The organism is Caballeronia calidae (genome assembly GCF_900044055.2).
Classification (GTDB): Bacteria; Pseudomonadota; Gammaproteobacteria; order Burkholderiales; family Burkholderiaceae; genus Caballeronia; species Caballeronia calidae.
The window spans coordinates 105,602-132,273 of sequence record NZ_FCOX02000012.1; the positions used below are offsets into that span (position 1 = coordinate 105,602).

General features: G+C 63.0%; 22 protein-coding genes and 2 pseudogenes. 11 read left to right on the top strand and 13 right to left on the bottom strand.

The genetic code is table 11. From position 1 onward, the window contains the following. Nucleotides 1-23 precede the first annotated feature (23 nt). The 4 genes from hpnJ (at nucleotide 24) to AWB78_RS13885 (ending at nucleotide 4,363) form a co-directional block, all read left to right on the top strand. Complete coding sequence (hpnJ, locus tag AWB78_RS13870) at nucleotides 24-1,448, top strand: hopanoid biosynthesis associated radical SAM protein HpnJ (RefSeq protein WP_062605163.1); 1,425 nt, start codon at nucleotides 24-26, stop codon at nucleotides 1,446-1,448. A 4-nt stretch (nucleotides 1,449-1,452) separates the two neighbouring features. Further along, nucleotides 1,453-2,289 carry a hopanoid biosynthesis-associated protein HpnK gene (gene hpnK / locus AWB78_RS13875; protein WP_062605164.1) on the top strand — a complete coding sequence of 279 codons (837 nt, stop codon included), beginning with the start codon at nucleotides 1,453-1,455 and terminating at the stop codon, nucleotides 2,287-2,289. Further along, complete coding sequence (locus tag AWB78_RS13880) at nucleotides 2,286-3,281, top strand: lysylphosphatidylglycerol synthase domain-containing protein (protein WP_062605165.1); 996 nt, start codon at nucleotides 2,286-2,288, stop codon at nucleotides 3,279-3,281. The genes hpnK and AWB78_RS13880 overlap by 4 nt, the downstream gene beginning before the upstream one ends. 101 nt (nucleotides 3,282-3,382) lie before the next feature. Next, nucleotides 3,383-4,363, top strand: a complete 981-nt coding sequence (locus AWB78_RS13885) for a bifunctional helix-turn-helix transcriptional regulator/GNAT family N-acetyltransferase (RefSeq protein ID WP_062605166.1) — start codon at nucleotides 3,383-3,385, stop codon at nucleotides 4,361-4,363. A gap of 1 nt (nucleotide 4,364) precedes the next feature. On the opposite strand, the gene AWB78_RS13890 is transcribed toward AWB78_RS13885, so the two are convergent. The 3 genes from AWB78_RS13890 to AWB78_RS13900 form a co-directional block, all read right to left on the bottom strand. Further along, nucleotides 4,365-5,285 carry a dihydrodipicolinate synthase family protein gene (locus AWB78_RS13890; protein ID WP_198399268.1) on the bottom strand — a complete coding sequence of 307 codons (921 nt, stop codon included), beginning with the start codon at nucleotides 5,283-5,285 and terminating at the stop codon, nucleotides 4,365-4,367. 81 nt (nucleotides 5,286-5,366) lie between these two features. Further along, nucleotides 5,367-6,689, bottom strand: coding sequence for an MFS transporter (locus AWB78_RS13895; protein ID WP_062605167.1), 1,323 nt, complete (start codon nucleotides 6,687-6,689; stop codon nucleotides 5,367-5,369). A 40-nt stretch (nucleotides 6,690-6,729) separates the two neighbouring features. Next, nucleotides 6,730-7,911 (bottom strand): M20 aminoacylase family protein, encoded by a 1,182-nt coding sequence (locus AWB78_RS13900; RefSeq protein WP_062605168.1) that lies wholly within the window; start codon nucleotides 7,909-7,911, stop codon nucleotides 6,730-6,732. A gap of 132 nt (nucleotides 7,912-8,043) precedes the next feature. Here AWB78_RS13900 and AWB78_RS13905 point away from each other — a divergent pair, with 132 nt between their 5' ends. Next, the gene (locus AWB78_RS13905) at nucleotides 8,044-8,937 is read left to right on the top strand and encodes a LysR substrate-binding domain-containing protein (RefSeq protein ID WP_062605227.1); all 894 of its coding nucleotides are present in this window, start codon (nucleotides 8,044-8,046) and stop codon (nucleotides 8,935-8,937) included. 45 nt (nucleotides 8,938-8,982) lie between these two features. Here the strand turns inward: AWB78_RS13905 and AWB78_RS13910 are convergent, their stop codons facing one another. Next, complete coding sequence (locus tag AWB78_RS13910) at nucleotides 8,983-9,501, bottom strand: hypothetical protein (protein ID WP_062605169.1); 519 nt, start codon at nucleotides 9,499-9,501, stop codon at nucleotides 8,983-8,985. A gap of 182 nt (nucleotides 9,502-9,683) precedes the next feature. Between AWB78_RS13910 and AWB78_RS13915 the strand changes: the two genes are divergently transcribed. Beyond that, complete coding sequence (locus AWB78_RS13915) at nucleotides 9,684-10,322, top strand: YceI family protein (RefSeq protein WP_062605228.1); 639 nt, start codon at nucleotides 9,684-9,686, stop codon at nucleotides 10,320-10,322. Between the two features lie 12 nt (nucleotides 10,323-10,334). Here the strand turns inward: AWB78_RS13915 and tdh are convergent, their stop codons facing one another. Next, nucleotides 10,335-11,366: an L-threonine 3-dehydrogenase gene (gene tdh, locus AWB78_RS13920; RefSeq protein ID WP_062605170.1), complete on the bottom strand. Its 1,032-nt coding sequence runs from the start codon at nucleotides 11,364-11,366 to the stop codon at nucleotides 10,335-10,337. Nucleotides 11,367-11,467: 101 nt separating this feature from the next. Beyond that, nucleotides 11,468-12,670 (bottom strand): glycine C-acetyltransferase, encoded by a 1,203-nt coding sequence (locus AWB78_RS13925; RefSeq protein WP_062605171.1) that lies wholly within the window; start codon nucleotides 12,668-12,670, stop codon nucleotides 11,468-11,470. A 152-nt stretch (nucleotides 12,671-12,822) separates the two neighbouring features. Here AWB78_RS13925 and AWB78_RS13930 point away from each other — a divergent pair, with 152 nt between their 5' ends. After that, nucleotides 12,823-13,425, top strand: a complete 603-nt coding sequence (locus AWB78_RS13930; RefSeq protein ID WP_062605172.1) for a helix-turn-helix domain-containing protein — start codon at nucleotides 12,823-12,825, stop codon at nucleotides 13,423-13,425. Between the two features lie 142 nt (nucleotides 13,426-13,567). On the opposite strand, the gene AWB78_RS13935 is transcribed toward AWB78_RS13930, so the two are convergent. Further along, a complete protein-coding gene (locus tag AWB78_RS13935) occupies nucleotides 13,568-13,756 on the bottom strand; it encodes a CsbD family protein (protein ID WP_061168765.1) in 189 nt (62 codons plus the stop codon). 267 nt (nucleotides 13,757-14,023) lie between these two features. Between AWB78_RS13935 and AWB78_RS13940 the strand changes: the two genes are divergently transcribed. Continuing rightward, complete coding sequence (locus AWB78_RS13940) at nucleotides 14,024-14,377, top strand: DUF2471 family protein (protein ID WP_062605173.1); 354 nt, start codon at nucleotides 14,024-14,026, stop codon at nucleotides 14,375-14,377. 50 nt (nucleotides 14,378-14,427) lie between these two features. On the opposite strand, the gene AWB78_RS13945 is transcribed toward AWB78_RS13940, so the two are convergent. Beyond that, a complete protein-coding gene (locus AWB78_RS13945) occupies nucleotides 14,428-15,852 on the bottom strand; it encodes a DUF2252 domain-containing protein (protein ID WP_062605174.1) in 1,425 nt (474 codons plus the stop codon). Between the two features lie 188 nt (nucleotides 15,853-16,040). Between AWB78_RS13945 and AWB78_RS13950 the strand changes: the two genes are divergently transcribed. Then, a complete protein-coding gene (locus tag AWB78_RS13950; RefSeq protein WP_062605175.1) occupies nucleotides 16,041-17,081 on the top strand; it encodes a tyrosine-type recombinase/integrase in 1,041 nt (346 codons plus the stop codon). 23 nt (nucleotides 17,082-17,104) lie between these two features. Here AWB78_RS13950 and AWB78_RS13955 read toward each other — a convergent pair whose 3' ends face one another. After that, nucleotides 17,105-18,337, bottom strand: a complete 1,233-nt coding sequence (locus tag AWB78_RS13955) for a DNA-binding protein (RefSeq protein ID WP_374729465.1) — start codon at nucleotides 18,335-18,337, stop codon at nucleotides 17,105-17,107. A 1,688-nt stretch (nucleotides 18,338-20,025) separates the two neighbouring features. On the opposite strand from AWB78_RS13955, the gene AWB78_RS13960 reads away from it, so the two are divergent. Next, nucleotides 20,026-21,390, top strand: a complete 1,365-nt coding sequence (locus tag AWB78_RS13960; RefSeq protein ID WP_062605177.1) for a replication initiation protein — start codon at nucleotides 20,026-20,028, stop codon at nucleotides 21,388-21,390. 92 nt (nucleotides 21,391-21,482) lie between these two features. Here AWB78_RS13960 and AWB78_RS13965 read toward each other — a convergent pair. The 3 genes and pseudogenes from AWB78_RS13965 to parA form a co-directional block, all read right to left on the bottom strand. Beyond that, a pseudogene (locus tag AWB78_RS13965) lies at nucleotides 21,483-22,364 on the bottom strand (ParB/RepB/Spo0J family partition protein); the annotation flags it as partial. Nucleotides 22,365-22,441: 77 nt separating this feature from the next. Further along, nucleotides 22,442-22,547: pseudogene (locus tag AWB78_RS49705) on the bottom strand (ParB/RepB/Spo0J family partition protein); the annotation flags it as partial. Between the two features lie 24 nt (nucleotides 22,548-22,571). Further along, complete coding sequence (parA, locus tag AWB78_RS13970; RefSeq protein ID WP_062605179.1) at nucleotides 22,572-23,234, bottom strand: ParA family partition ATPase; 663 nt, start codon at nucleotides 23,232-23,234, stop codon at nucleotides 22,572-22,574. Between the two features lie 458 nt (nucleotides 23,235-23,692). Here parA and AWB78_RS13975 point away from each other — a divergent pair, with 458 nt between their 5' ends. Continuing rightward, a complete protein-coding gene (locus tag AWB78_RS13975; RefSeq protein ID WP_062605180.1) occupies nucleotides 23,693-26,122 on the top strand; it encodes a bifunctional acetate--CoA ligase family protein/GNAT family N-acetyltransferase in 2,430 nt (809 codons plus the stop codon). Here the strand turns inward: AWB78_RS13975 and AWB78_RS13980 are convergent. Further along, complete coding sequence (locus AWB78_RS13980) at nucleotides 26,119-26,664, bottom strand: hypothetical protein (RefSeq protein WP_062605181.1); 546 nt, start codon at nucleotides 26,662-26,664, stop codon at nucleotides 26,119-26,121. The two genes, AWB78_RS13975 and AWB78_RS13980, sit on opposite strands and share 4 nt — an antisense overlap. Nucleotides 26,665-26,672: the final 8 nt, after the last annotated feature.

Here is a 26,672-nt window from a genome sequence, read left to right on the forward strand (position 1 = left end):
GAAACTCAACGGAACCTCGCATCATGAAGCACACGCTCTTTCTCCAGGCGCCCTCGTTCGACGGCTTCGACGGCGGCGCCGGTTCACGCTATCAGGCGAAGCGCGAAATACGCTCGTTCTGGTATCCGACCTGGCTCGCGCAACCCGCCGCGCTCGTGCCCGGCTCGCGCGTGCTCGATGCGCCCGCCGACGGCCTTTCCGTCGAAGCGACGCTCGATATCGCGGCGCGCTACGAACTCGTTATCATTCATACGAGCACGCCTTCGTTTCCCACCGATGCCCTGTTCGCCGAAAAGCTGAAGGCGCGCGCGCCCGGCGTTTCGATCGGCATGGTCGGCGCGAAAGTGGCCGTCGATCCGCATAACTCGCTCGCCGCGAGCGACGCGATCGACTTCGTATGCCGCGAGGAATTCGACTTCACGTGCAGGGAGATCGCGGAGGGCCGCGCGTTCGCCGATATCAAGGGGCTGAGCTACCGTTTGCCCGATGGCTCGATCGAGCACAACGAGGCCCGTCCGATCCTCGAGAACATGGACGAGCTGCCGTTCGTCGCGCCGGTCTACAAGCGCGATCTCACCATCGACAACTATTTCATCGGCTATCTGAAGCATCCGTATGTGTCGATCTACACGGGACGCGGCTGCCGCTCGCGCTGCACGTTCTGCCTGTGGCCGCAAACGGTGGGCGGGCATCGCTATCGCGTGCGCTCGGTCGAGAACGTGCTCGAGGAAGTGAAGTGGATTCGCGACAACATGCCCGAAGTGAAGGAGATCATGTTCGACGACGACACCTTCACCGACTTCAAGCCGCGCGTCGAAGAGATCGCGCGCGGGCTCGGCAGGCTCGGCGTCACGTGGTCGTGCAATGCGAAGGCGAACGTGCCTTACTCGACGCTCAAGATCATGAAGGAGAATGGCTTGCGGCTTCTGCTCGTGGGCTTTGAATCCGGCGATGATCAGATTCTCCTGAACATCAAGAAGGGCCTGCGCACGGATATCGCGCGGCGCTTCGCCGACGACTGCCGCACGCTCGGCATCAAGGTGCACGGCACGTTCATTCTCGGCCTGCCCGGCGAAACGAAGGAGACGATCGAGAAGACCATTCGATATGCGAAGGAAATCAATCCGCATACGATCCAGGTCTCGCTCGCGGCGCCTTATCCGGGCACGACGCTATACCGGCAGGCGGTCGATAACGGCTGGATGGAAGAGAACAAGACGATCCATCTCGTCAGCAGGGAAGGCGTGCAGCTTGCCGCGATCGGCTATCCGCATCTGTCGCGCGAGGAGATTTATCACGATCTCGAACGCTTCTACAAGCGCTTTTATTTCCGGCCGTCGAAGATCTGGGAGATCGTGCGCGAGATGCTCACGAGCTGGGAGATGATGAAGCGCCGCCTGCGCGAAGGCGTCGAGTTCTTCCGCTTCCTGCGCGCGCACGAGGCGTGATGCCGTGCGCGGACTGATCGTCACCGCCGACGATTTCGGCTTGCACGAACGCGTGAACGCGGCGGTCGCGCGCGCGCATCGTGAAGGCGTGCTGACGTGCGCGAGCCTGATGGTCGGTGCGGCCGCTGCCTACGATGCCGTGAAGATCGCGCGCGATTTGCCGGAGCTGCGCGTGGGGCTGCATCTCGTCCTGAACGATGGCGTCGCCTCGCTGCCGCACTGGTCGATACCGGATCTCGTCGATGCGCGGGGCAACTTCGAAGGCACGATGTTCGAGAACGGCTTGCGCTTCTTCTTTCTGCATGACGTGCGGCGGCAGCTCGCCCTCGAAATCGGCGCGCAATTCAAGGCATTCGCCGCGACCGGCCTCGAGCTCGATCACGTCAATGTGCACAAGCATTTTCATCTGCATCCGACGGTCCTTGCGCTGATCCTCGAAATCGGGCCGCAGTTCGGCATGCGCGCGGTGCGCCTGCCGCGCGAGAGGCACGGCTCGCGCCTGCTCGCGCCGTGGGTCGCACTGGTGAAGAAGCGGCTCGATGGCGCGGGCATCACATATAACGACTGGGTCGCGGGCATCTCGTCGACGGGCCGCATGGATGAAGCCGCGCTGCTCGCGTTGCTTGCACGGGCGCCCGAAGGCGTGCTCGAAATCTACAGTCACCCCGCGACGGAAGGCGCCGCGCCCATCACGCCATCGATGCGCGACTATCGGCACGCGGACGAACTGGCCGCGCTGTGCTCGCCGCGCGTCAGGCGCGCCATCGAAGCGACCGGCGCGATGCGGGGCGGCTTCGCGGATGTGTTCAACTTCGCGACCACGCCGGAGCCGATTGCATGACGGGCGCATTGAAACGCGTCGCGTGGCTGCGCTGGCCCGCGGCCATCGCGTTGCTGATTGCGCTCGCGGTGCACGAAGGCATCGCGGATGCGTTCGCGCTCATCGCGCACACGGGGCCGGTGCTGCTGTGGCTCGTGCCGCTGCACGCGCTGCCGCTGCTGCTCGATGCGCGCGCATGGCAGCTTCTGCTCGACAAGCGCGTCGGCCTTGCCGCGCTATGGTGGATTGCGGTCGTGCGCGAGGCGGTCGGGCGTCTCTTGCCCGTGCTCGGCATCGGCGGCGAGCTCGCGGGCATCCGCCTCGGCACGCGCTATCTGCCGAATGTGAGCCTCGTGAGCGCATCGGTGATCGTGGAGATGCTCGTGACGATCGTCGTGCAATACGCGCTCGCGATGCTCGGTCTCGCGCTGCTGCGCTTTCATGCGAGCGATGGGAACGTCATCGGCAACGTGATCGCGGCGGGTTTGATCGCGTCGCTGCCGGTTTGCGTCGCGGCGTTCGTGGTCGCGCACCGGGGCGCGCCGTTCCATCGTCTCGAAGCGATGGCGCGGCGCTGGCTCGATCCCGCTCACGCGCTCGCCGCGCGGCTCGACGGCAAGCGCCTCGATCACGATATCCGCGTGCTGCTGCAGCGCGTGCCGCTGCTCGCGCGTTCATTCGCGTGGCAATTCGCGGGCTACGTGCTCGGCGCGGCCGAAGTGTATACGGCGCTCGACATGCTCGGCCATCCGGTGTCGATCGCGGGCGCCGTCGCCATCGAAACGCTCACGCAGGCCGTGCGCAACGCGGTGTTCATCGCGCCCGCGGGCCTCGGCGTGCAGGAAGCGACGATCATCGCGATCGCGGCGGCGTTCGGTGTCGATCGGCAAGCGGCGCTGTCGTTCGCGTTGCTGCGGCGCATGCGCGAGTTCGCTTGGGGCGGCATCGCGCTCGTGCTGTTGCGTGTGGCGGAGCCGAAGCGCACTTGCGAATTCGCACGCGACCGCGGCTAAGGTGAGGATATTCGGGAGCATGAGTTCATCCCTTGCAAAAGTTGCATTTCGCAACTAAAGTGCAAGGCAATTGGTTGCGCGTCGCAACCAATGGAGACATCATGGACATCATCGACACACCCGTTCAATCCCGCGACAAAACCATCCTCGAACTGCGCGACTTCTCGCGCAAGCTCGTGCGCGAACTCGGCTTCATGCGCAACACGCTCGCGGACAGCGGGCTCGCGCCTTCGGCGGTGCATGCGATCATCGAGATCGGCGCGACGCCCGGCATTCAGGCGCGCGATATCGCCACGATCCTGCGGCTCGACAAATCGAACGCGAGCCGGCAAATCGCGCGGCTCGAAGCGGCGGGGCTCGTCACGCGTCAGACATCGAGCGAGGACGCGCGCTCGTCCGAGCTTTATCTGACGACGGCAGGGCAAAAGCTGCGCAGAAAGATCGACAAGTTCGCGACCGATCAAGTCTCCGATGCATTGCGCCGCATGGTTCCGGAAGATCAGCAGACGCTCGTGCGCTCGCTCGCGCTCTACGCCGATGCGCTCGCGCACGGTCACGATCACGAACACAAGACGCCGCACGCCGCGCGTACGGAAAGCGCGCGCATCGTCGAGGGCTATCGGCCGGGATGTATCGGCGATATCGCGAGTCTGCACGCGCGCTTCTATGCGCATCATGCGCGCTTCGGCGTGTTCTTCGAGCGCAGGGTCGCGACGGAGCTCGCCGCGTTCGCGGAAGGTTTGCCCGCGCAAGGCAAGGCGCTGTGGCTCGTGATGGAAGGCGAACGCACGCTCGGCTCGCTTGCGATCGACGGCGATACGTCGACGCGCGTCGCGCATCTGCGCTGGTTCATCATCGACGATGCATTGCGCGGCAGCGGCATGGGCAGGCAGTTGATGGAGCGCGCGACGGCTTTCGTCGACGCGCATTACGACGAGACGTATCTCTGCACCTTCAAGAGCCTCGATGCCGCGCGTCACTTGTACGAGTCGTCCGGCTTCGTCCTGAGCGATGAAGCCGAAGGCACGCAATGGGGCGCGACGGTGATCGAGCAGCGCTTCACGCGTCGCCCGGTGCGATGATTCATTTACGCACGACGCGCGAAGTCGGTCCGAGACGTTGCGCGAAACGGCGCGCGCATTCGATGCCGAACTGCGTCGGACGCACGCCGCGATCGTGCGCGACATCGAAGCCCATGCGCCACGCAGCGATCCGCTTGCCGTAACAGGTGAGCGTTTCCAGGGACTGCATCACGAACACGATTTCGGGCAGCGCGTTTGCATAGAGCGATTCGGCGTCGTGCTCGCGCCCTTCGGCAAAGGCATCGTGAATGGCGACCTGATGATCGAAGGCATCGGTCGCGACGATCAACCCGTCGCAACCCGCGCGCAGGTTGTCGAGAAGCTCCTGACCGCCGCGCCCGTTGAACACTGCGAGCGTCTGTTCGAGCGCGCGCAGCCGCTCGATGGTCGCGCGTATCGTCACGGCCGGGCCTTCGCCCTTCAGCAGCCGGAAGTTAGGCCGCTCGGCCGCGAGTGCGGCGATCGATTCCGCCGACAATCCCACGCCGAGATAGTCCGGCGCGTTCTGGATGCCCGCGCTCGCGCCGGTTCGTTCGAGCACCGAAGCGAAGAAGTCGTGATAGAACGCCTCGGATTCGCCACGTATCGATGGCGGTTGAAGAATGAGCCACGACGCGCCGCGTTCGAGCGCGTATCCGGCAAGCCCGATCTGGGCCTCGACGCTATCGCCCGTGATGGTGACGGCGAGCGGCACGCGATTCGCGATATGCGCGGCGCAATCGTCGATCATCGTGCGCTTCTCGTCCGTCGACAGCCGATGCACTTCCGTCGCGAGACCGAGCGTAACGATCGCGGGCGCGCCCGCCGCGATGGCCGCATCGATCTGCTTGCGCGTGGCGTCGCGGTCGAGGCGGTTCAGCGCGTCGAAATAGGTGTAGAGCACCGGCCACATGCCGGTCGGCGGCGTTTGATAGTCGGACATCGATGTCTCCGCTCAATCTCCAGCGAAAAAGGCCGCACGAGGCGGCCTTTGCGCAACCCAAACACGTCTCGTTATACACGATCAGTCGAGCGTCTCCTGTGAACGCTCGCGCATGCACGCCACGGCGATCACGGACAGCACGCCGCAGCCGATCACATACCACGCGGGCGCCATCACGCTCTTCGTGATGACGATGAGCGACGTCACGAAGAACTGCGCGAAGCCGCCGAAGATCGCGACGCCCAGGCTATAGACGATCGCGGCCCCCGTCGCGCGCACCGGACGCGGGAAGAGTTCGCCGAGCATCGCGCCGGTCGGGCCGACGTTGAGCGAATGCACGATCGACAACACCGTGACGACCGCGAGCAAGGTCGCCGTGGTCGGCGATTGATTCAGGAGCGCGAAGGCGGGCCAGATCGCGAGCATGAGCAGGATGCGCGTCGTCTGCGCGAGCCGGTTGCGGCCGATGCGGTCAGACAGATAGCCGCCGATCGGCGCGACGACGAAGAGAATCGCGCCCGACACGCAGCCCGAGAGCATCGACGTCCAGCCCGGCAGGCCGAGCGTCTTCACGCCGTAGATCGACAGATAGAACACGATGATGAAGTGCGCCGACGTGCCGCCGATCGTCAGACCGAGGCCATTGAGCACCGCGCGGCCATGTTCGCGCAGCACGGTTACGAGCGGAATCTTCGGCGCCTTCGGAGCCGCTTCCGCGCTTTCGCGCGGCGCTTCTTCCATCGTGCGGCGCAGCCACCAGCCGACCGGCACGATCGCGGTGCCGATGATGAACGGCACGCGCCATCCCCAGCTTTCGAGTTGCGCCGACGTGAGCGATGCCGTGAGCGCGACGCCCGTCAATGCGCCCGCGAGCGCCGAAAGACCCTGGCTCGCGAACTGCCACGATGCGTAGAAGCCGCGGCGATTCGACGGCGCCTGTTCGAGCAGCAGCGTGGTCGATGCGCCCACTTCGCCGCCCGCCGAGAAGCCTTGAATGAGCCGCGCAATCACGAGGATGATGGGCGCGGCGATGCCCGCCTGCGCATACGTCGGCGCGACGGCGATCATCGCGGTGCCGAGCGCCATCAGGCCGAGCGTGAGCAGCATCGCCTTCTTGCGGCCGGCGCGGTCGGCGTACATGCCGATCAGCAAGCCGCCGATGGGCCGCGTGAAAAACCCGACGCCGAAGCTCGCCACCGCGAGCAGCAACTGGCCGACCGGATCGTGCACCGGAAAGAACAGCTTGCCGATGACGAGCGCGAAAAAGGCGTAGACGGTGAAGTCGTAGAACTCGAGCGCGTTGCCGACGGCAGCTGCCGCGACGAGACGCGTGCGTGAGGTTCGCGTGGTCGGCGCGGGACTCGCGGCTGAAGTGCTGGCGCTGGCTAACGTGGATGTATTCATCGTGTGCTCCGGGGCGTCGGGCGAAAAGGATCAGGCAGGATCAGTCGGCGAGCCAGGCTTCGGCCAGGCGCACCCAGTAGCTCGCGCCGATCGCGAGGATGTCGTCGTTGAAGTCGTAGCCGGGGTTGTGCACCATGCAGCCGCCCTTCGAGCCGATGCCGTTGCCGATCCACGCATACGAGCCCGGGCATGCTTCGAGCATGAACGCGAAGTCCTCGCTGCCCATCAGCGGCTTCGCGGCCGGTTCGACGCGTTGCGCGCCGAGCATCTTCACGGCGACATCGGTGGCGAAGGCGGTCGGCTCGGCGTGATTCACGAGCACCGGATAACCGAGTTCGTAATCGATCTCGGCCGTGCATCCGTAGGCGAGCGCCTGCGCATCGACGAGCGCGGTGATGCGGTGCTGAAGCTGCTTGCGCACGCCCGCGTCGAGCGCGCGCACGGAGAGCTTCATCAGCGCGGTCTCGGGAATCACGTTGCACGCCTCGCCCGCCTGCACGCTGCCGACCGTGACGACCGCGGGTTTTTGCGCATCCACTTCGCGCGCGACGATGCTGTTCAGGCCGAGCATGATCGATGCGACGGCGGGCATCGGATCGCGCGCGACGTGCGGCATCGCGCCGTGGCCGCCGACGCCGCGCACCGTGATGTTCACGCGGTCCGACGAAGCCATGCCCGGACCCGGCGTGAAGAACATGTCGCCCGCGGGCAGGCCGGGCATGTTGTGCAGGCCGAACACGGCATCGCACGGAAACTTCTCGAAGAGGCCGTCTTCGATCATCGCGCGCGCGCCCGCCTCGCCTTCCTCGGCAGGCTGGAAGATCACGATCAGCGTGCCCGAGAATTGACGGCTCTCGGCGAGATAGCGCGCCGCGCACAGGAGCATCGCGGTGTGGCCGTCGTGGCCGCATGCGTGCATCGTGCGGGCATGCTTGCTGGCGTACGGGAGGCCGGTCGTTTCCTCGATCGGCAAGGCGTCCATGTCCGCGCGCAGGGCGATGCGCTTGCCGCCATCGCCCTCTTTCAGCACACCGACGACGCCCGTCTCGCCGAGCCCGCGATGCACTTCGTAGCCCCATTGCGCGAGCGATGCGGCGACGAGATCGCTCGTCTGCGTTTCTTCATACGCAAGCTCGGGATGCGCGTGAATGCGCCGGCGTACATCGACGAATTCCGGTGCGATAGCGGCAATGCCGGGGATGACGGGCTCGACTGACAGCATGTGACACTCCTTGCTCGATGCGTTTCAACGTGCACCAAGGATATAAAGCCGAAAAGCAAACCAAAAGACGGTAAATTTATTGCGTGATTACCGAGAGTTGTCGGTGCTAACCCTAGGATGTCGGTCATGAGCATGAAGTATCACCAGCTGCGCGCATTCCTGACGACCGCCGAGCAAGGCAGCATCCGCGCGGCCGCGCGCAGCCTGCATCTGTCGCAAGCCGCACTCACGAAAGCGATCAAGGAACTGGAGCAGGATCTCGGCGTGCCGCTCGTGTTGCGCACCGCGCGCGGCGTGCAGTTGACCGCGTTCGGCCAGCAGTTACGCGTGCGCGCGCATCTGATCGTGAGCGAGATGCGCCGCGCCGAAGACGACATCGCGCAGATGAAAGGCGCGGGCGCGGGGAGCGTGAGCGCGGCCGTCACGCCGACTGCGGCGCTATCGATCCTGCCGCAGGCTTATCGCGCGTTTCGACGGCAGATGCCGAACGCACGCGTGAGTTTCATCGAAGGCTTTCCCGGCGTCGCGATGCCGCGATTGCGTGACGGCTCGCTCGACTTCGTGGTCGCGGTCGTCGTGCCCGAGCATCTCGCGCCGGAGTTCGATCACATCGAGCTGTATGAAAGCCGCTCGGCGATCGTCGGGCGCGCGGATCATCCGTTGCGGCATTGCACGTCGCTCGCGCAGTTGTCGGACGCGGAGTGGCTGCTGAATCCGTCGCCCGAGAGTTCGACGCAGGCCTTGCTCGATTCCTATGCCGAGCGCGGGCTCGCGGTGCCGGGGCGCGTGATCGAGTGTCCGAGCTTCATCATTGCGCATGGGTTGTTGCGCGGCTCGGATGCATTGGCCGCGATGCCTGCGGCGCTGCTCGAACATCCGTGGGTCGGCGACGGGCTCGCGATCTTTCCTATCGCCGATCCGTTGCCTGCGGTGTCGGTACGTGTGATAACCCGGCGGGACAGTCCGCTGACGCCCGCCGCTACCGTGTTGCTGGAATGTTTGCAGCATGCGGCGCGATCGAAGTGAGATAGGCGCGCTTGTTTTGCTTCGGGTGAGAATATTCGGGAATGCTCAGAACTTCACTCTGAGCATGAACCCGATCGTGAATGGCAGATCGCTCGATGGAATCGGCGGAATCAGAATGATGTTGGCACCGACGCGTTTGTAATCGAGCATGATGAGCGGCGCGGCCACGGGTCCGATCGTATGGTTATGACCGATGCCATAGCTGCCATAGTCGTAACCGGAGATGAGACCCGCCATCACGGCGAGCCGGATGTAGTTCCAGTGCAGGAAGTCCGGCCCCCACACGCCGCCGCCATAGAACGATGGCTTCGACAGCGAGTTGCGAAAGTAGCCGCCCGTCACGGCCCATTGCGGCGCGACCCAGCATTCCACGCCGATGCCGGGATTGAACTCCTCGAAATCCTTCTCCGGGTGAACGTGATGCGAGGCGATCATCGCATCGATCCAGAGGCCGTCGCCGCACCACTCCGCATGCGCGGCCGGCGTCCACACCGATGCGGTCAAGGCGGCAGCCGTCAGTAAGAAAGCGTGGAAGTTTCGGAAGCGGGACAGCCATGAGCGCATGTCTTCTCCGCCATCGCGCGTACGCCATGGCGCCTTTTTTTGAGATGGAGGTCGAGGCGAACTCTACCCGATCGCGCCATTTTCGTGTGAGCGAGCGAAAAGAACATGACGATGTGCGCGCGCGTTGTTTCGATCTCGGCGAAACTTGTCGAAGTTCGTTTCCGTATTCGAGGCAAAGCGCGATGAAGTTTTATCAGTATCTCGTTCCGTCGCTGGCGGCTGCCGCGTTGATTGCATGCACGCCGCTGCAAGTGGTCACGCATCGCGTGTCGTCGAATGAAGCGAGCGTGCCGCCGGGGCGCTACCAGCTCGATCCGCATCACTGGAACGTGAGCTTCGATGTGGACCATTTCCACTATTCGCGCTTCGTCATTCGATTCGACAAGACAACGGCGCAACTCGACTGGAATGCGGACGGAATGTCCGCGAGCTCGGTGCGCGCGACGCTCGATGCATCGAGCGTCAACACGAACGTGCCGCTGCTCGACCGCATGCTGAAGGGCCCGGACATGTTCGACGTCGCGCGCTATCCCGACATCGTCTTCGTGAGCACGGGTTTCGAGCGCACGGGCGACGACAAAGGCGTGTTGAAGGGGGATCTGACGATACGCGGCACGACCCGGCCGGTGTCGCTGAACGTCACGTTCAACGGGCACGCGGTCAATCCGCTCACGAAGCAGCAAACGCTGGGCTTTTCAGCCGATGGGCATTTCAGCCGCGCGCAGTTCGGATTGACGACGTGGTATCCGGCCGTCGGCGACGATGTGCACGTCGCCATTCAGGCCGAATTCTCGAAGGCGCCGGCAGACGCCTCGCAGTGAACACCGAGCCGCTCAGGCCTCGGTCCAGTCGAGCACGACCTTTCCGCTGTTGCCGGAGAGCATCGTATCGAACGCGCGCTCGTAGTCGTCGACGGGGAAGGTATGCGTGAGGATCGGCGAGAGATCGAGGCCGCTTTGCAGCATCGCGACCATCTTGTACCAGGTCTCGAACATCTCGCGCCCATAGATGCCTTTGATTTCGAGGCCCTTGAAGATCACCTGATTCCAGTCGATCGCGGTTTGCGCCGGTGGAATGCCGAGCAGCGCAACCTTGCCGCCGTGGTTCATCGATTCGAGCATTGCCGTGAATGCACTGGGCACGCCGGACATTTCCAGACCGACGTCGAAGCCTTCGGTCATGCCGAGTTCACTCATCACATCGCGCAGATCCTCATTCGCGACGTTGACGGCACGCGTCGCGCCCATCTTGCGGGCGAGCTCAAGACGGTACTCGTTCACATCGGTGATGACGACGTTGCGCGCGCCGACATGCCGCGCGATTGCCGCGGCCATCACACCGATCGGTCCCGCGCCGGTGATCAGCACATCCTCGCCGACCAGGTTGAACGAGAGGGCAGTGTGCGTCGCGTTGCCGAATGGATCGAAGATCGCTGCGAGGTCGTCGGAAATGTCGGGCGGAATCTTGAACGCGTTGAACGCGGGAATCACGAGATATTCGGCGAAGGCGCCTTCGCGGTTCACGCCGACGCCGACCGTATTGCGGCATAGATGACGGCGCCCGGCACGACAGTTGCGACAGAATCCGCACGTGATATGTCCTTCGCCCGACACGCGATCGCCGATGGCGAAACCGCGCACCTCCTGGCCCATCTCCACGATCTCGCCGACGTATTCATGACCGACGTGCATCGGCACGGGAATCGTCTTCTGCGCCCACTCATCCCATTTCCAGATGTGAATATCGGTGCCGCAGATAGCAGCCTTCCGAATGCGGATGAGGACGTCGTTATGGCCGACTTCCGGCCGCTTCACGCGCGTCAAGGTGAGGCCGGGTGCGCGTTCGAGTTTGGCGAGGGCTTTCATTGCGTTTGATCCTGACGTTTGGTCCTGATGGTTCTGCTTCCAAGGTCGCGGGCTTGTGGCCCGGTCCCTTGCTTTATGCGCATAAAGGTCGGCGGTCATGCTCAGCGGATGACGCCGAGCGATCGGCCGACGCGCGCGAACGCATCGACCGCGCGATCGATCTGTTCCGGCGTATGCGCGGCGCTCATCTGCGTGCGGATACGCGCGCGTCCCTTGGGCACGACGGGGTAGGAGAAGCCGATCACGTAGACGCCTTCCTCGAGCAGTGCATCGGCCATCTTGGATGCGAGTTGAGCGTCGCCGAGCATGACCGGAATGATCGGATGTTCCCCGGGGACGAGATCGAAGCCGAGTGCGGACATCGCGCGGCGGAAGTGCGCGCCGTTTTCGCGGACGCGCTGGCGCAATGCCGCGCCTTCATCGCTTGCGAGCAATTCGAGCACCTTCAGCGAAGCTGCCGCGATACTCGGCGCCAACGTATTCGAGAAGAGATACGGCCGGCTGCGCTGGCGCAGCAATTCGATCACTTCCTTGTGCGCCGCGACGTATCCGCCCGACGCGCCACCGAGCGCCTTGCCGAGCGTTCCGGTGATGATGTCGACGCGATCCAGCACGCCGCAGTGCTCCGGCGTTCCGCGTCCGTTCTCGCCGATAAAGCCCACGGCGTGCGAATCATCGACCATCACCAGTGCGCCGTAGCGGTCGGCGAGATCGCAGATGCCGGCGAGGTTGGCGATGATGCCGTCCATCGAGAAAACGCCGTCGGTCGCGATCAGCTTGAAGCGCGCGCCCGCCGCGTCGGCTTCCTGAAGGCGCGCTTCGAGATCGGCGAGGTCGTTGTTCTTGTAGCGCAGGCGCCGCGCCTTCGACAGACGCACGCCGTCGATGATGCTGGCGTGATTCAGTTCATCGCTGATGATCGCGTCTTCTTCGGTCAGCAAGGTCTCGAAAAGACCGCCGTTCGCGTCGAAGCAGCTCGAATAAAGAATTGCGTCGTCGGTCCCGAGAAATTGCGCGATCGCCTGCTCCAGTTCCTTGTGCACGGTCTGCGTGCCGCAAATGAAGCGCACCGACGCCATGCCGAAGCCGTCGGCATCGAGACCGGCCTTCGCGGCATCGATGAGGCGGCGATCGTCCGCGAGCCCGAGGTAATTGTTCGCGCAGAAGTTGAGCACGTCGCTTCCGTTGGCGAGACGAATGCCGGATGACTGCGGACTCGCGATCACGCGCTCCGTCTTGTAGAAACCCGCGGCGCGAATTTCGTCGATCGTGGCGCGTAGATGGGTGAGATATCGATCTTTCATCGCAATCCTTTTCGTGGCCTGCTGCTGGAGTCCGGCGGCGCTGCTAACGCACGCGCCCTTAGCCCTGTTATAGTGCATCCATCGCATCGGACACGTTCGATATTTCGAACACATTTCCGATATGCCGAACACTTTAAGGGATTGATCGTTTGATGGCAAGCACGGGTTCAGAGGGAAAAGCGGGCGATTTCGCGGGAGCCGGCGCGGCGCCGCCGCGCGTCGGAGAAACCATTCAGCGATTGCGCAACGAGCGAAAGCTGACGCTCGACGATCTATCGCGGGCCGCCGGGGTATCGAAATCGATGCTGTCGGAAATCGAGCGCGACAAGGCCAATCCGACGATCGCGGTCGCCTGGCGATTGACGAACGCGCTCGGCATCAGCCTGGATCAGCTGTTTGCGCAGCAGAAACCCGTCGAGGCGATTCGGGTCGCCGGGCCGCACGAAATACCGACCTTGAGCGGGGACAACGGCGGTTATCAGTTGCGCGTGTGGGGGCCGATAGAGCTTGCCGGCAAGTTCGAATGGTACGAGCTCACCTTGCAGTCGGGTGCCGCGCTCACGTCGAACGCGCATGAGCCGGGCACGCGTGAACATCTCACGGTGCTGAACGGATCGATCGAAGTGGATGCGTCGGGCGCAACGCGTCGGCTCAAGGCCGGCGAAACCGCACGTTACGCGGCGGACGAAGCGCATGCGATCCGCAACGTGGGGCGCGCCGATGCCAGGGCGCTGCTGGTGGTGATTCACGGCTGACCCAGCCGGGCGGGAGGCGCGGCGGACTTTATGCGCATCAAGTTTCGGCCCGCTGACACTCGCGGCCAAGCGAAAAACGGGACGCGCCTGGGCGCGTCCCGCTCGAAGCGGCGCCGACTTCGCGGCGCCGTCATGCCCCGCATTACGGGTTCTTCTTCACGCTGTCCTTCAGATCCTCGCGCGCATCCCCCACGCCCTTTTGAACCTTGCCCGCCGCCTGTTGCATGTCGCCCTTGGCTTCCTGGGCTTTGTCGCCGGTCATCTTGCCGACGCCTTCGTTGATCTTCCCCTTGACCTGCTTGCCGACGCCTTCGACTTGATCCTTGTTCATCTCAGTTCTCCCGTGGTTTGCAGCGCTATTGGCCGCGCAGTGCCGTCGAACGAACGCAGAAAAGCGACTGCGCGTTCAGCTCAGGAGATCTCCCAAGCACGGTTCAACGATGCGCTTCGTTGTCCGGCGCGCATAGCGGCGCATGTCTGATACGCACGTAGGCGGAATCGCACATACACCCGGTTCGACTAGCGCGACGCTATTTTCATTGCAACAAGTACTGTATGTTTGTACAGTACTATAAGACCAGTTGGGAAGGGGTGAGTCATGGAGTCGAACGGCGAAAATCTAAGCAAAAGGCAGTTCTCCCGCGCTGTGCGTGACCTCGAGCGCATCACGCGTCAAATTGCGGGACGTTATATCGACAAAGGCGTGCCGCTGACCTGGCGGCTGTTGCATGCGATCGAAGCCGAAGCCGTTGCGGATCTAGGCTTCGCCGGACGGCACGAAGCCGCGCTGCGCGAGCTGTTCGCGCGTCCCGATACCTTTCATTTTCCCGAAACCGACGATGTAGTCGACGTCGCGGCCTCCGAGGCCTTGCCCGCCGTTTTCGCCTTCGCCGTGGACGCCTACGAGCGCGCCGCACGACACCGACCGCAACTCGCCATCGCCGCGCACTAACGCCCGCGCCCGGCACGCGGCAGGATCCGCGTGCCCCGGTTCATCGCCGCTCACGCCGCGAAATCTGCCGCCATGTCCGCATCGGAACGCGCTTCGAGCTTGCCGTCCCGACACGCGGCGCGAAACACCTCGTAGTCCTTTTCGACCTGATCCGCATAGCCGCGGCCATAGCGCACGAGCATTTCGGCCATGCGATCGCCGTTGCCGAGATAACCCGAGATCTCCGGCGCGCATCCGCCGGACTTCGCATGCGCGCGAGCAAGCGCCCAGCCGCACAGTGCGGCGTACTCACGGAAAGCGTCGTCACTGAAGGTTTCCAGTTCCGGCGAAATCTTCATGTCGCGCAGTTGGCGAATGTAGAGCATGCGGCCGAGCGGACCCGTCGCCCAGCCGAGGAACGGGTCCGTGGCCGCCTGCATCAACCGTTGTCCATGCACCACGCGGTGGCCATCGTGTTCGATGGCTTGCGCATCTTTCGCCTGCTTCGCATATCTCGCGACGACCGACGTCGATGCCTCCTTCATCTGCAGGAAGAGCGGCTTGTCGTGGTGATCCGTGAGCAGCAAAACGAGGCAGCGGGTGCCGACACTGCCCACGCCGACCACCTTGAACGCGACGTCCTGTAACGTGAACTGCGACAGCAGTCTCGCGCGTTCCGGCGTCAGCGTCGCGACATAGTTGCGCGTGAGCGCGGCGAAAATCTCCTCGCGGCTGCCTTTCAGCGTCATCCAGCCGTCGCTCCTGTCGATCAGCGAACTCTTGCCGCGAATGTGGAACACGGCGGGCGGCGCATCGCGGATGCGCCACTTATCGCCCGTCCGATCCGCGAGCTTCGGCAACATCGTCTCGTGCGTCCGGCGCGAAGCGCGCTCGATGCCGCGCTTGATCCGCCGCCGCGCATCATCGTTCTGCACGGTGTCATGCATGCGGTCGAACGTGATGCGTTCGTACCAGAGATCGAGCACGCTCATTTCGGCGTACTCGCGCATGTGCGTCTGATAGCTGCGCGCGGCGAGGAACGCGAACTCGTCGGCCGCGAGACCGCCGTGGCCGAGATGGCGGCCGGCAATCGTGAAACTCGCGACGAGCCGCTTCAGATCCCATTCCCAGGGCCCCGGCGCGGTCTCGTCGAAATCGTTGAGATCGAAGATGAGCGCGCGCTCCGGCGTCGCGAAGCCGCCGAAATTGGATAAATGGCAGTCGCCGCAAATCTGGATGTCGATGCCGCTGGCGGGCGTGATGGCCAGATCGTGCGCTTGAAGGATCGCGCTGCCGCGATAAAACGTGAACGGCGACACCAGCATGCGACCGTAGCGCAGTGGAATCAGCGCCTCGACACGGCCTTTGCTACTCATCCGCAACAGTTCGATGGGATCGCGATCGATATCGCCGATTGCCTCGTGCGCGCCCCGCGGCGTGCGCTCGCGCGCGGCGCGTCCGTTCGCGCGGCGTTGCTGCCAGGACTGCTGGGCCATCGATCACTCCTTTCTTGCTCTTGTGCGTGCGGATGGAAGAAAGCCGTAGAGACGACAGTAATCGACGACATGCACGCCCGGCAAGACAGTTATCGACACTTCGATCGACAGCTGTGCTTGACGTTCGCCGCTCGAAGCCTGACCCTGTGCGCAGTGCAATACACTGCGGCTACGCGCCTTCCGACACCATGCCGAACACTTCCGATCTCTTCGACCAACAGTCCACCGACTGGCAGGCGGATCCGCACGCCGCATTCGATGCATGGCTCACCCAACAGGCGTTCCGGGCGTCATCGGCCGATGTTTATCGCGCGCAATGGGGCAACTTTCTCGAGTGGCTGGCCACGAAGCGCGCGACGCTGCATACGGTGCAACGTCCCGTCATCGAGCAGTTCGTCGCGCAACTGGACATCCGCCGGCCGCAGCGCATGCGTTATCTGAGGCTGATCGAGCGCGTGCTCGATCATGTGCGGGAAGTGGAGTCGGCGGCGACGAATCCGGCGCGGTTCATCGCTCAGGACGGCAATGCCGCGTGGCGCAAGGCGCGTGACAACGAGCCGACGGGCTTTCTCACTCACGACGAGCGTGCGCTGCTGGTCGCGCATCTGTTTTCGCCGATCGGAACGTTGCCAGCCGGACAGCGCTGGCGCGAGCGGCGCGACCGGGCGCTCGTCGCCGTATTTCTCGGCGGCGGCGTGAAAACAGGCGAAGCCGCGCAATTGACGATCGAGTGCTATGCGGCGGGCGCGCCTTACGTGACCGTCGATGCATCGAATCCCTTGCTGATTCGCCAGGCGCGGCTCGCGCCGTTCGCCACCGAATTGATCGACAACTGGATCAGCGAGCGCAAGACGGCCGGTCTCTCGGGCGAGCTGCTGTTTCCTGCGGCGCCGTCAGGCCGCCCCATGCACAAGGCGACGATGCTGCGCGCGATCGACGCGGTCGTGGCCGCGTCGGGGATCGCCGCGTCGCGTGTGGCGCGGGCCAGTCCGCAGACCTTGCGCAACACCTACGCGGCCGAGCTGTTCGAGGACGGAACGGACCCCGATCGCGTCGGGCAATGGCTCGGATTTCAGCAGACGATCTCTGCTAACCGGCTGCATCGGGCGTGGCAGGAATGGATGGGTGAGCAAATACGGGAGCGGGATATGGCGCAGGCGCGCGCCGGCGAGGCTCCCGACGTCGATCCGCACGGACTCTCCGACGATCCCGAAAAGCCTCACCTTTGATCCTAGCCGGCCCTCGCAGCCGGTCAGGATGCGCTGACGCGAGCGGACCGGATGAATCCGTCGACGGCGGCGAGCTTCGATGACACCGCGCCCGACGTGCGCTCGCAGTTCGGACAGGACAGTTCGTATTCGTCTTCGTGACGCTGCAATTCCGGTTCGCCGGCCGCACATGCCGGACAGGCGCCCGGCGCGACGACGTGCGCGTCGAGTTGCGTTCCCAAAGCGGCAATTTCGGCGGCGCTCAGACGCCCTTCCGCCGCGAGAGAGGCGATCAAAGCACCGATCTCGGCGCTGGCGCCGGACTGAACACGCTGCGCGTCGCGTTCGCGAACGAGGGCGTCGATTTCATCGGACTGCGAGCGCACTTGGGATTCGAGCCGGTCCGCACGGCTTCGTGCCGCGCTAAGCTGTTGAATAAAATCGAATTCTTTCTGGCCGGCCTCTCGAACGCTCGCCTGATGGGTTGCGGCCATTCCGCGCAAGGCATCGAGCTCGACCAACATCGGGCGAACGCGCCGCTCAGCCTCTTTCACGGCATCCTTGATCTGCTGGGCGTAATGCTCCGTGTTGTGGCGCAATTCGCTCTGGAGTTCGTCGATGCGGTCACGAAGCCGCGCCGATGAGGCCTGTTCCTGCTGGAGACGCTCTGCCAGCGCCTCGTTTTCCTTCTCCCAGCGAACGATGACCTCGCGCAAGCCGGATTGAGCTTCCGATCCCTGGTTGCGCAGCGCCTTGAGCTCGGCCTCCAATGCCGCAATCTGGGCCGCACCGGCTTCGGCGCGCGCTTCAGCGCGTCGATGCGCCTCTTCTATTGCCTCACGGCGAATATCGGCGTCACGAACCTGAGCTTCGGTTGCCTGAACAACGGCATCGATACGGGATTTTTCGTCGTTCAGGGCGGAATGTGCGTGCTTTTGCGCTTCGTCATACAGCGCCGCGAGAAGCTCGCCCGCTCGCTCTTGCAAGGACTCCGGCATCGCGCCAGCGTTGATGCGCACGCGCAGGGCTGAACGCAGGCTGGTCCAGAATGCTTCGATGTCTTTCGGGATGTCGCTCGCGCTGCCCGTTTGCGTGAGCTCCCGCACGGTCGTCACGGAAGGACGGATGCCCAGATCGAAGAAAAGACGCTTGCATGCGTGCTGAGAGAGCTCTTGTCGTCGCGCGCCGGCAGTCCGCATTGCTTCGATTTCGTGGCGTAGGGTTTCGCGGGTAATTGAGTCCATGGCAAAAACGGAGCATGTCGAGATGCAGATCATAACGTTTTACGTGTTGAACGTTACGAAAATCGCATATTGCTCTAGAGTTGAATCAAATTTCTGCTTTGAAGAGCACGATCGGCAATTCCATCGAGTCCGCTTAGAAATTTTCGTGAAACACTCTTAGGTAGTGAGCGCAAACACATGATTTAGCGAGGATTTTAATGCGCTTTGCGTCGCTCGGTGCTGTTTCACGTGCTTCGGTTGTGGTTTGAGGTTTCCTCTGCGAGACACGACTCGTCTTGAGAGTATTAGAAGTAAACACCGTTGAACCTTGTTAAAACCAGTTAACGCCTGCTGGAAGCCTTGTGGCATAAGGGTTTGCGGGATGTCAGGTGAGCTTGTTCGGGAGGAATGGTGAAGGCCTTCGGGATAGTGCGGTGATGAGCTTCAGGGCGCTCGGTGAGCACCCGCGGGAAGGATCGTGAGCGGATTCAGGAGAGGGCGAAAACGTGAAGGTGAGCGAATTCGGGGCCATTCCGCCGTGTAAGCATTGATACTTCGTAATCCGGCTGGCGTCTGTTGCTATCGAAAGGTGAGCGTTATCGGGAGGGCGTGAAAACGTCGATTTGTGACGGAAACCAGGTCAGTTTTACCGATAGGTGAGGCTTTTCGGGGCAGAAATGGTGATGAGGGTGAGCTTTTTCGGGCACACCGCAGCTCAAAAGGCCGAATTCACGGGGATTTTGGCCCAAGGTGAGACTTTTCGGGAGATCAATGTGGCGATTTGCTGATACGAACGCCCCGCGTCGATGCTAATTCCGCCTGCTTCACGGCCCAAGGTGAGATTTTTCAGGAGTCAGACGGGGGCGGAGTACGCTGGTTCGAGCCTGCATGAGGTAGAGAAAAGGTGAGCATATGCGGGACTGGATCTTGAGCAGGCGGATGAGAAAGTCACCTAATCGCGCTTTCGAAAGAACAAATTGTCGATATAAAACAAATAGATACAGTGAGTGAACCGGCTTTGAAGCTGCCAACGGTGAGCATTTTCGGGACTGCCATGCTCGCGAGGCACCGCATGACGCGCGGTTCAACGGTGAGGACATTCGGGAGGCTATTCGGTCGGATCCGCGCGAAGGAAGCGAGATAAGTGCCTGCAAGAATGCGTTTTCACGACTGCGACTCGGCAAAATGAGCCTTCGCAGGAGGTAATGGTGAGCATTTTCGGGGGCGGATGTGGAGTGAGACGAGAAGCAAAGGTGAGTCTTTGCGGGACTTGAATCGTTGATCGCCCTTGCCTGCGGGCCTGCATCAGACGCTTTCGAGACGTGAGTGCTTGTTTAAGGTGAGGATTTTCGGGAGCAACCCTAAGCTTGCACCATGAGTGAGAGGCGCCACCGCCCAGTTTGCACCGCAGGGCTGCAGTTTCCGGTTGAAATGCGTTCGACAATGCGCTGTATCGGACGCGCCACACCACGCCAGCGAGTCAGAAAAATTTTACGGTGAGTACTTTCGGGACCTCGCCACCGTACCGGGATTGTGCGGGAAAACTGCCGCAATCCGTTTACCCGCGCGGGCACTGCATATATGAGATGCGGCCGATCGGTGAGCGGTGAGCGTTTACGGGAGCGCACCGCAGTGAGTCGGATCAGTTGGCGCCGAATCACCCCAATACGGTGAAGGGCTGCCTATAGACGCGGTTCACCCCAGTCGGTATCCTTGCTCGCAATATCGATCCTGACCATCGCATGGCCACCAAGCGCGCAAAGAAAACCGACGTAGTCAGCCCGAGTTCGGCGGAGTTGCGCAAGGCGGTCGAGGCCATTGCCATTCAGCCGAAGAGCGGCAAGATCACGCTTCTGACGAGAAAGCTGTTCAACGTTCTGCTCGCCGTTGCTCAGCAAGCCGACGAGTCGGGTGACACGTATCGCGCGCTGCTCTCGGACATCGTCGCAAATTCCGCCTTCGACTCGAACGATACCGCGCTCGTCAAAGAGCATTTGCGCCGCATGGTGTCGGTGCAGGTAGAGTGGAGCACCGGCACGTCGAGCCAGAAACCCGGCCGAAAGTGGGGCATCTCGACCCTGATCGCCGACGCCGAAATTCTCGAAGATCCGACGACGCGCCGCGTATGGGTCGAATTCTCGTTCGCTCCCAAGATCAAGAAGAAGTTGCTCGATCCCGTGCAGTACGCGCGTCTGAGCCTCCAGTTCCAAAGCCAGTTGCGCAGCAGCGCCGGTCTCGCGCTGTACGAGATATGCGTCCGTTACTTGACCAATCCCAGCCATCTGACGATGCGCGAAACGTGGGAATGGTGGCGCCCGATCCTCTCCGGCACGCCCGATACCGAAGCCGGAGATGAGGCCAAGCGCGAATACAAGTACTTCAAGCGCGATTATCTGCGTCCGGCGATCGCCGAGGTGAACGCGGTGACGAACATCTTCGTCGAGCTCGTCGAGCATCGCGAGGGACGGCGTGTCGCGGAAATCCAGTTCCGCGTGACCGAACGCAAACAGCCGATGCTCGCGCTCGATGAACATCCGAATGTGTTCGACAGCACGCTCGTGGACCGGATGGTGAAGATCGGCATTCCGCTGAAGGATGCCCAGACGCTCTACGCGGACAGCGAGGAAAATCGCATCCGGGCCGCGTTGCAGATGACGGAGCAGCGTATGCGCAGCACGTCGTTGCCGCCGGTCCGCAGCGCAGCAGCCCTCTTCAAGGACGCGCTCAAGAAAGGCTATGCGCCGCCAGTGGATGCGTTGCCGCCCGCGACGAGCGGCACGGCCGCGCGGTCCCCGGCGTCCGCCGTCTCAGCCGCTGACGATCTCAAGGCGCGGCTCCTCAGCGAATTCTCGGCATACCGTCGCAAGGAAGCACGTGTGCTCTACGACGAGCAAGGTGAGGAAGAACGGGAGCTCGCGCGTCAGTCATTCGAGGAAGACGTGTTGCCGGGACTGGGTACGCATATGCGCGACGATTGGCGCAAGCGTGGATTGGATTCGAAGCTCGCCGAAACATCCTTCTTCGACTGGCTTGCACGGAAGACCTGGGGCGACCCCACGGACGGCGACCTGTTGGCTTTCACCCTGAGTCAGTCGCGCGCTGGCTGATACAGCACCCACACACAGAAATTTCAGACCGATAAACCAGTTCAAACTGACCGCCAAAGCATCAGCCGGCGGCCAGTCCTCGTATTACTTCTTCACTTCTTCGTTTCGTCAGGCTGAAGCATCAATTCGATTTGACGCAGCAACTCGTCCCGCTTTTCGCGCGACAAGCCACGCAGACGCAATTCGAGACGGTCTTCGCCATAAGACTTCAGATCGCCGACCGCGACGCCATCCAGCTTGATCTCGAGCCGCTGCGCATAGCGCTGCCGGCTCTGCGGCTTCGGTGCTTCCTGAGCGCTCGCGCGACCTTTCACGATATCGGCGACCTGGCGCGTGCTCAGATCGTCCGATGCGATTTTGTTGATGAGGCGCAGCGTGGCATCGCTGCCGCGCGCGGCGTGATACCGCGCGATCTGATAAGCCATGTTCGAGCCGAACCGGTCAGGGCGCGCGACCATCTCGTGCATGACGCTCTCAGGAAGTTTCGCGATGGACAACGCCACGGCGATCGTCGATTCATCGAGCCCGAGATGGTCCGCCAGTTCGCGCTGGCTCTGGAAATGCTGCTCGTCGAGGAAGCGTCGCCAGACCACGGCATTGTCGAAGACCGTCTGCGAGTCGCGCTGAACGTTGAGGTCGTAGCCCAGCTTGTAGCTCTGAATGCCGATCGGCAGATCGACGACCACAGCCTTCACGGCTTCCTTGTTCGCTTCTTTCAGTGCCCTCACACGGCGACCGCCGTCGCTGACGAAGAACATCCCCGGATTCTCATAATCGGGAATCACGTGGATCGCTTGCTGCTGCCCCTGCTTCGCGAGATTGACGGCCAATTCCGCAATCGAAGTCTTGAGATAGAAATGACGCGGATTGAACGGGCTAGGCTTGATCGACTTCAGCGGCAGCTCGATCACTTGTCCCGCCGTATAACGACTCGCGCGTCTCCATGCGCGATATTCATCGGACTCGGGGCCGGCGTTGATGTCGGCGGCTTCATCGGTGACAAAGGCGCTCGATCGGCCGTTGGCCGCAGCCTGCCCCACGTGCTGAATATCGACGATGCCATCGATCGCGTTGAGACGATCCAGCGCGGTGCGCTTCTCGCTGCTCGTCGAGTCGGGCCGGGCCTTGAAGCCCTTTGCAAACTGGGACGGTTTCATTCAGGGTCCTTTATGCGCATAAAGTCAGGGGAGCATGTCGAGGATCTCATCGGCCACGGCGCGGATTTCCGCCGCCGCGAGTCGAGCGCCGCGATCGGTCATCTGAAGTACGGTCTGTCCGAGCGCCATCGCCTGCTTGTAGCACTCGCGCGTTGGGATCTGGGTTTTGAGCAAGGGGAAGCCGAGCTCTTCAAGCGCGACCTTGAGTTCGCGCGTGAGCATGCGCTTCTCTTCCGTCTTGTTGAGAAGGAAGACGGCGCGCAAGTCTTCGTTCATCACCTGCGCTTGCTGAACGAGCTTGACGAGGCCGACGCTCGACCAATAATCCGCTGGCGATGATGACGTCGGAATCACCGCGACGCTCGCCGCGAGCAGTACGACACCGGAGACCTTCTCGGTGATCGACGGCGGGCAGTCCACGACGATGATGTCGTAGTCGTTCACGAACTTCTTGATCTCACGGTGAATCTGCCCTCCTGCCTCGGAGAGATTCACGACGGGAAATGGAATGCCGCTCGCGCCATCCGATGCGGCGCTTGACCAATGAACGAGTGTGTTCTGACCATCCGCGTCGACTACCAGCACACGCTTCTTCTTTTCGTGAAAGGCCGCACCGAGGTGCATCGCAATCGTGCTTTTGCCGACGCCGCCCTTCTGTTGCGTGATCGCTATGATTTCCGCCGCCACGTTTTGCTCCGAAATTTGAAGTCCGTTGAATTCTACATTGGCGTAGTTATTTTTCCAGTAATAACTAACAAGAAATGACCTTCGTTGGCCGTTTGGCCGAGGTTTATGCGCATAAAGTTCGATCGCGTCACGGTTGACGAAAACCAGGGCCAAACATGAACACGGCCATGAAGCAGCGCTGCGCGACTTTATGCGCATAAAGTCCACCCACTGGATCGCGAGGCCATCACGAAGCCGATGTCCAGGCGAACTTTCCCGTCGCGACGTCCTTGATCCGATTCAATACGCGCCTCCGGTAGCGCGACTTCGAAGCGCCTGCCCCGCCGTCCTTCGGACCTTTATGCGCATAAAGTCGCGGCCACGGCTTGGCTCTCGACCCGCCGATCCGCGTCATCACCGGCCGAACAAAATCGCCTATGCTAAGCGCTGTCTCAACCGCCGCTTATGCCGGAGTCTCCATGACCGTTCGCAACCTGGACATCCTGTTTGCGCCGAAGTCGATCGCTGTCGTGGGCGCATCGTCGCGCGCGGGCAGCATCGGCGAGATGGTGTGGACGCGCACCTTGTGCGCAGGCTTCGAAGGGCGCCTCTGGCCCGTCAATCCGAAGCACAAAACGCTGGGTGGGGAAGCGGTGTATGCGGACATCGACGCTCTGCCCGAAGCGCCGAACGTGGCCGTGCTCTGCACACGACCGCACACATGGCCAGGTCTCGTCGAACGCCTTGGCCGACGCGGAACGAAAGCAGTGGTGATCGTCGGCGAGGCGAAGGAGCGTGGCTATGCGTCGAAGTCGCCACACGACACGCTTCAGTCGTCGGCGGCCAACGCGGATGAATGGACCGTTCGAACGCTTGCCGCCGCGCGACCATTCCTCGTGCGCGTTGTCGGGCCGGCCAGTCTCGGGGTGGTGACGCCGGCAATCGGTGCATGTCTCGGTGCGCCCGCGTGCAACATCAAGTCGGGCGGGGTCGCGTGGGTATCCGGATCGAATGCGTTGACGAACGGCGTGCTCGGCTGGGCGCGCGCGCGTGGTCTCGGCTTTTCGCGCATCGTCGCGCTCGGCGATGAAGCCGATGTCGATTCCGGCGACATTCTCGATTTCCTTGCGAGCGACGCGTCGACACGCGCGATCCTGCTGGCCATCGAAAATGTTCGATCGGCCCGCAAGTTCATGTCGGCCGCACGCGCTGCCGCGCGAAACAAACCGGTGCTCGTGCTTCGCACGGGCCGCGACGATCCGTTCGATCGCCTGTATGGCGCCGCGTTTCGACGCGCGGGGCTCGTCCGCGTTGATTCGCTCGACGACCTACTCGACGAAATCGAAACGCTCGGCATTGGCCGTGTTGCGGCAAGCGATGTCGCGACGGTCATCACGAGCGGGCGCGGTGTCGCGGCGCTCGCGCAAGACGCATTCGCCTCCGCCGGCGACGATCTCGCCCAGTGGCCCACCGCTGCGCGCGATGCCGTGGCCGCCGCGCTGCCTCGTGCCCGCACGGGCAACCCGCTTCTGCTCGGCGATGACGCCACGCCCGCCGATTTCGGCGCCGCGCTCGAAGCGCTTGCGGCGCATCGCGAGACTGGCACCGTGTTCGTCGTGCATGCGCCAACGCACAGCGCGCCGGTCTCTGAAGTCGCGCGGACGCTGATCGCCGAGCGGCGTCATGCGTATCGCGGATTGCTCGCGTGCTTCTTCGGCTGCGTCGATGCGGCCACGCGCGACGAACTCCACGCGAACGGCATTCCCGTGCACACGACCCCGCATCGGCTGGCTCGCGGCTTCGCGCGTCTCGTCGATTTCAGGCAAGGCCGCGAATTGCTGATGCAAACGCCCGACGGTCTCCCCGCTGATATCCCCGACGACATCGATGCCGCACAAGGCGAGATTCGCAACGCGCTCGCAAACGGCATCGCCGAATTGAACGGCGAATGCGCGGCGCGCGTGCTCGACCGCTTCGGCATCACGGTCAAGCCGGGCCCGCCGGATTCGCCGACGAGCGATGCCATCGAGATTCAGACGCGTCTGCTCAATCATCGCGTGTTCGGGCCGGTGTTCGAGTTCAGGGCCGAAGGCGGGCTGGGCCTCGCGGATGCGCTTCACGAGTTCGCGCTGCCGCCGCTCAATTCGGTGCTCGCGCGCGATCTCGTCACGCGCTCGCCGCGCGCACGCGAACTGCCCGCCGAGATGCTGCTCAATGCATTGACCGCGTTGTCGCAGTTGGTTTGCTATATCGAAGAGATCGTCGCGCTGCGGCTCGTGCTGCGCGTGACGCGCGATTCGGTTGCCGTTCACGAGCCGCAACTCACGTTGGGCGCGCATCGCAAGCCGCTTGCGGTCGTGCCGTATCCGCGCAGTCTCGAAGAGACGCTCGACTGGCGCGGGATGCGCGTCACCGTGCGACCGATTCGTCCCGAGGACGAAGATGCGCATGCGGCGTTCGTCGCAGCCAACACTGCCGAGGACTTGCGCCTGCGCTTCTTCGGCGCCGTGCGCAGCTTCGATCATTCGCAACTCGCGCGCATGACGCAGATCGACTACGACCGCGAGATGGCGCTGATCGTCACGCGGGCGAATGGCGAAGGTGCGGGCGAAACGCTCGGCGTCGCGCGCGCGGTCGCGGATCCCGACAACGAGACTGCGGAATTCGCGGTCGCGGCGCGCTCGGACATGAAGGGGAGGGGATTGGGATCGCTGCTGCTGTCGCGCATCATCGACTATGCGAAGAAGCGCGGCACGCGCTGGATGATCGGCGAAGCATTGCGCGAGAATTCAGGCATGATCGCGCTGGCGCGCAATATGGGCTTCGAAGTGACGAAGACCGACGACCCGGGCGTCGTCGGATTCAGGATGCGGCTGTGCGATTCGCCGTCACAGCCGCGCGCGGATTAGGCCGCGAGTCTGGCGAGCGCTTCGTCGACTTGGGCGCGCGATAGCGAGAGCTCGCCCAGCAATGCTTCGTCGTACGTATTGCCCGTTTCCTTTTCGAGCCGCGCGATCGTCAATGCGCAGCGGGACGTGTCCTTCAGCGTCGCGATGAACGACTTGACCGATTGCCCCGACGTGAACGCCTCGAAGAGCGGCACGCGGATGTCGTCGGGCAGCGCGCGCGACGTCCACTGATACGGCTTGCCGTTGTGCGTCAGTTGCGGCGGCAGCGTGCGCTCCTTCTTTGCGGCCGGAATCAGGCCGAAGGTGCGCGCCGCATCGCCGATCTGCTCGGCCGAAAAAAGCTCGTCCGGCGTGATGTCGAATTGCGCGATGTACGTTTCGATCGCCTGCATCGCGGCCGAGCGATCGTCGCGCTTCTTCTGCGCGCGCGCGACGATGTCGCGCAGTTCGTCGGCTTCGTCGGCCGTGATCGTGAAGTTCGCCTGCTTTTGCTGAAGTTCGGTGAAGCGGAGGAATTCGTTGTCGGAGAGAAGTTTCGCCATCGGGAATG

Bases quoted from the DNA above. Each gene is read 5' to 3' on its own strand.
- AWB78_RS13915 (WP_062605228.1), top strand. From the start codon at position 9,684: ATGAAGTTTTATCAGTATCTCGTTCCGTCGCTGGCGGCTGCCGCGTTG.
- AWB78_RS13935 (WP_061168765.1), bottom strand. From the start codon at position 13,756: ATGAACAAGGATCAAGTCGAAGGCGTCGGCAAGCAGGTCAAGGGGAAG.
- AWB78_RS13900 (WP_062605168.1), bottom strand. From the start codon at position 7,911: ATGCTGTCAGTCGAGCCCGTCATCCCCGGCATTGCCGCTATCGCACCG.
- AWB78_RS13895 (WP_062605167.1), bottom strand. From the start codon at position 6,689: ATGAATACATCCACGTTAGCCAGCGCCAGCACTTCAGCCGCGAGTCCC.
- AWB78_RS13910 (WP_062605169.1), bottom strand. From the start codon at position 9,501: ATGCGCTCATGGCTGTCCCGCTTCCGAAACTTCCACGCTTTCTTACTG.
- AWB78_RS13980 (WP_062605181.1), bottom strand. From the start codon at position 26,664: ATGGCGAAACTTCTCTCCGACAACGAATTCCTCCGCTTCACCGAACTT.
- AWB78_RS13955 (WP_374729465.1), bottom strand. From the start codon at position 18,337: ATGATCTGCATCTCGACATGCTCCGTTTTTGCCATGGACTCAATTACC.
- AWB78_RS13930 (WP_062605172.1), top strand. From the start codon at position 12,823: ATGGCAAGCACGGGTTCAGAGGGAAAAGCGGGCGATTTCGCGGGAGCC.
- AWB78_RS13890 (WP_198399268.1), bottom strand. From the start codon at position 5,285: ATGTCCGACTATCAAACGCCGCCGACCGGCATGTGGCCGGTGCTCTAC.
- AWB78_RS13905 (WP_062605227.1), top strand. From the start codon at position 8,044: ATGAAGTATCACCAGCTGCGCGCATTCCTGACGACCGCCGAGCAAGGC.
- AWB78_RS13880 (WP_062605165.1), top strand. From the start codon at position 2,286: ATGACGGGCGCATTGAAACGCGTCGCGTGGCTGCGCTGGCCCGCGGCC.
- AWB78_RS13960 (WP_062605177.1), top strand. From the start codon at position 20,026: ATGGCCACCAAGCGCGCAAAGAAAACCGACGTAGTCAGCCCGAGTTCG.
- AWB78_RS13975 (WP_062605180.1), top strand. From the start codon at position 23,693: ATGACCGTTCGCAACCTGGACATCCTGTTTGCGCCGAAGTCGATCGCT.
- AWB78_RS13945 (WP_062605174.1), bottom strand. From the start codon at position 15,852: ATGGCCCAGCAGTCCTGGCAGCAACGCCGCGCGAACGGACGCGCCGCG.
- hpnJ (WP_062605163.1), top strand. From the start codon at position 24: ATGAAGCACACGCTCTTTCTCCAGGCGCCCTCGTTCGACGGCTTCGAC.
- AWB78_RS13950 (WP_062605175.1), top strand. From the start codon at position 16,041: ATGCCGAACACTTCCGATCTCTTCGACCAACAGTCCACCGACTGGCAG.
- tdh (WP_062605170.1), bottom strand. From the start codon at position 11,366: ATGAAAGCCCTCGCCAAACTCGAACGCGCACCCGGCCTCACCTTGACG.
- AWB78_RS13885 (WP_062605166.1), top strand. From the start codon at position 3,383: ATGGACATCATCGACACACCCGTTCAATCCCGCGACAAAACCATCCTC.
- AWB78_RS13925 (WP_062605171.1), bottom strand. From the start codon at position 12,670: ATGAAAGATCGATATCTCACCCATCTACGCGCCACGATCGACGAAATT.
- AWB78_RS13940 (WP_062605173.1), top strand. From the start codon at position 14,024: ATGGAGTCGAACGGCGAAAATCTAAGCAAAAGGCAGTTCTCCCGCGCT.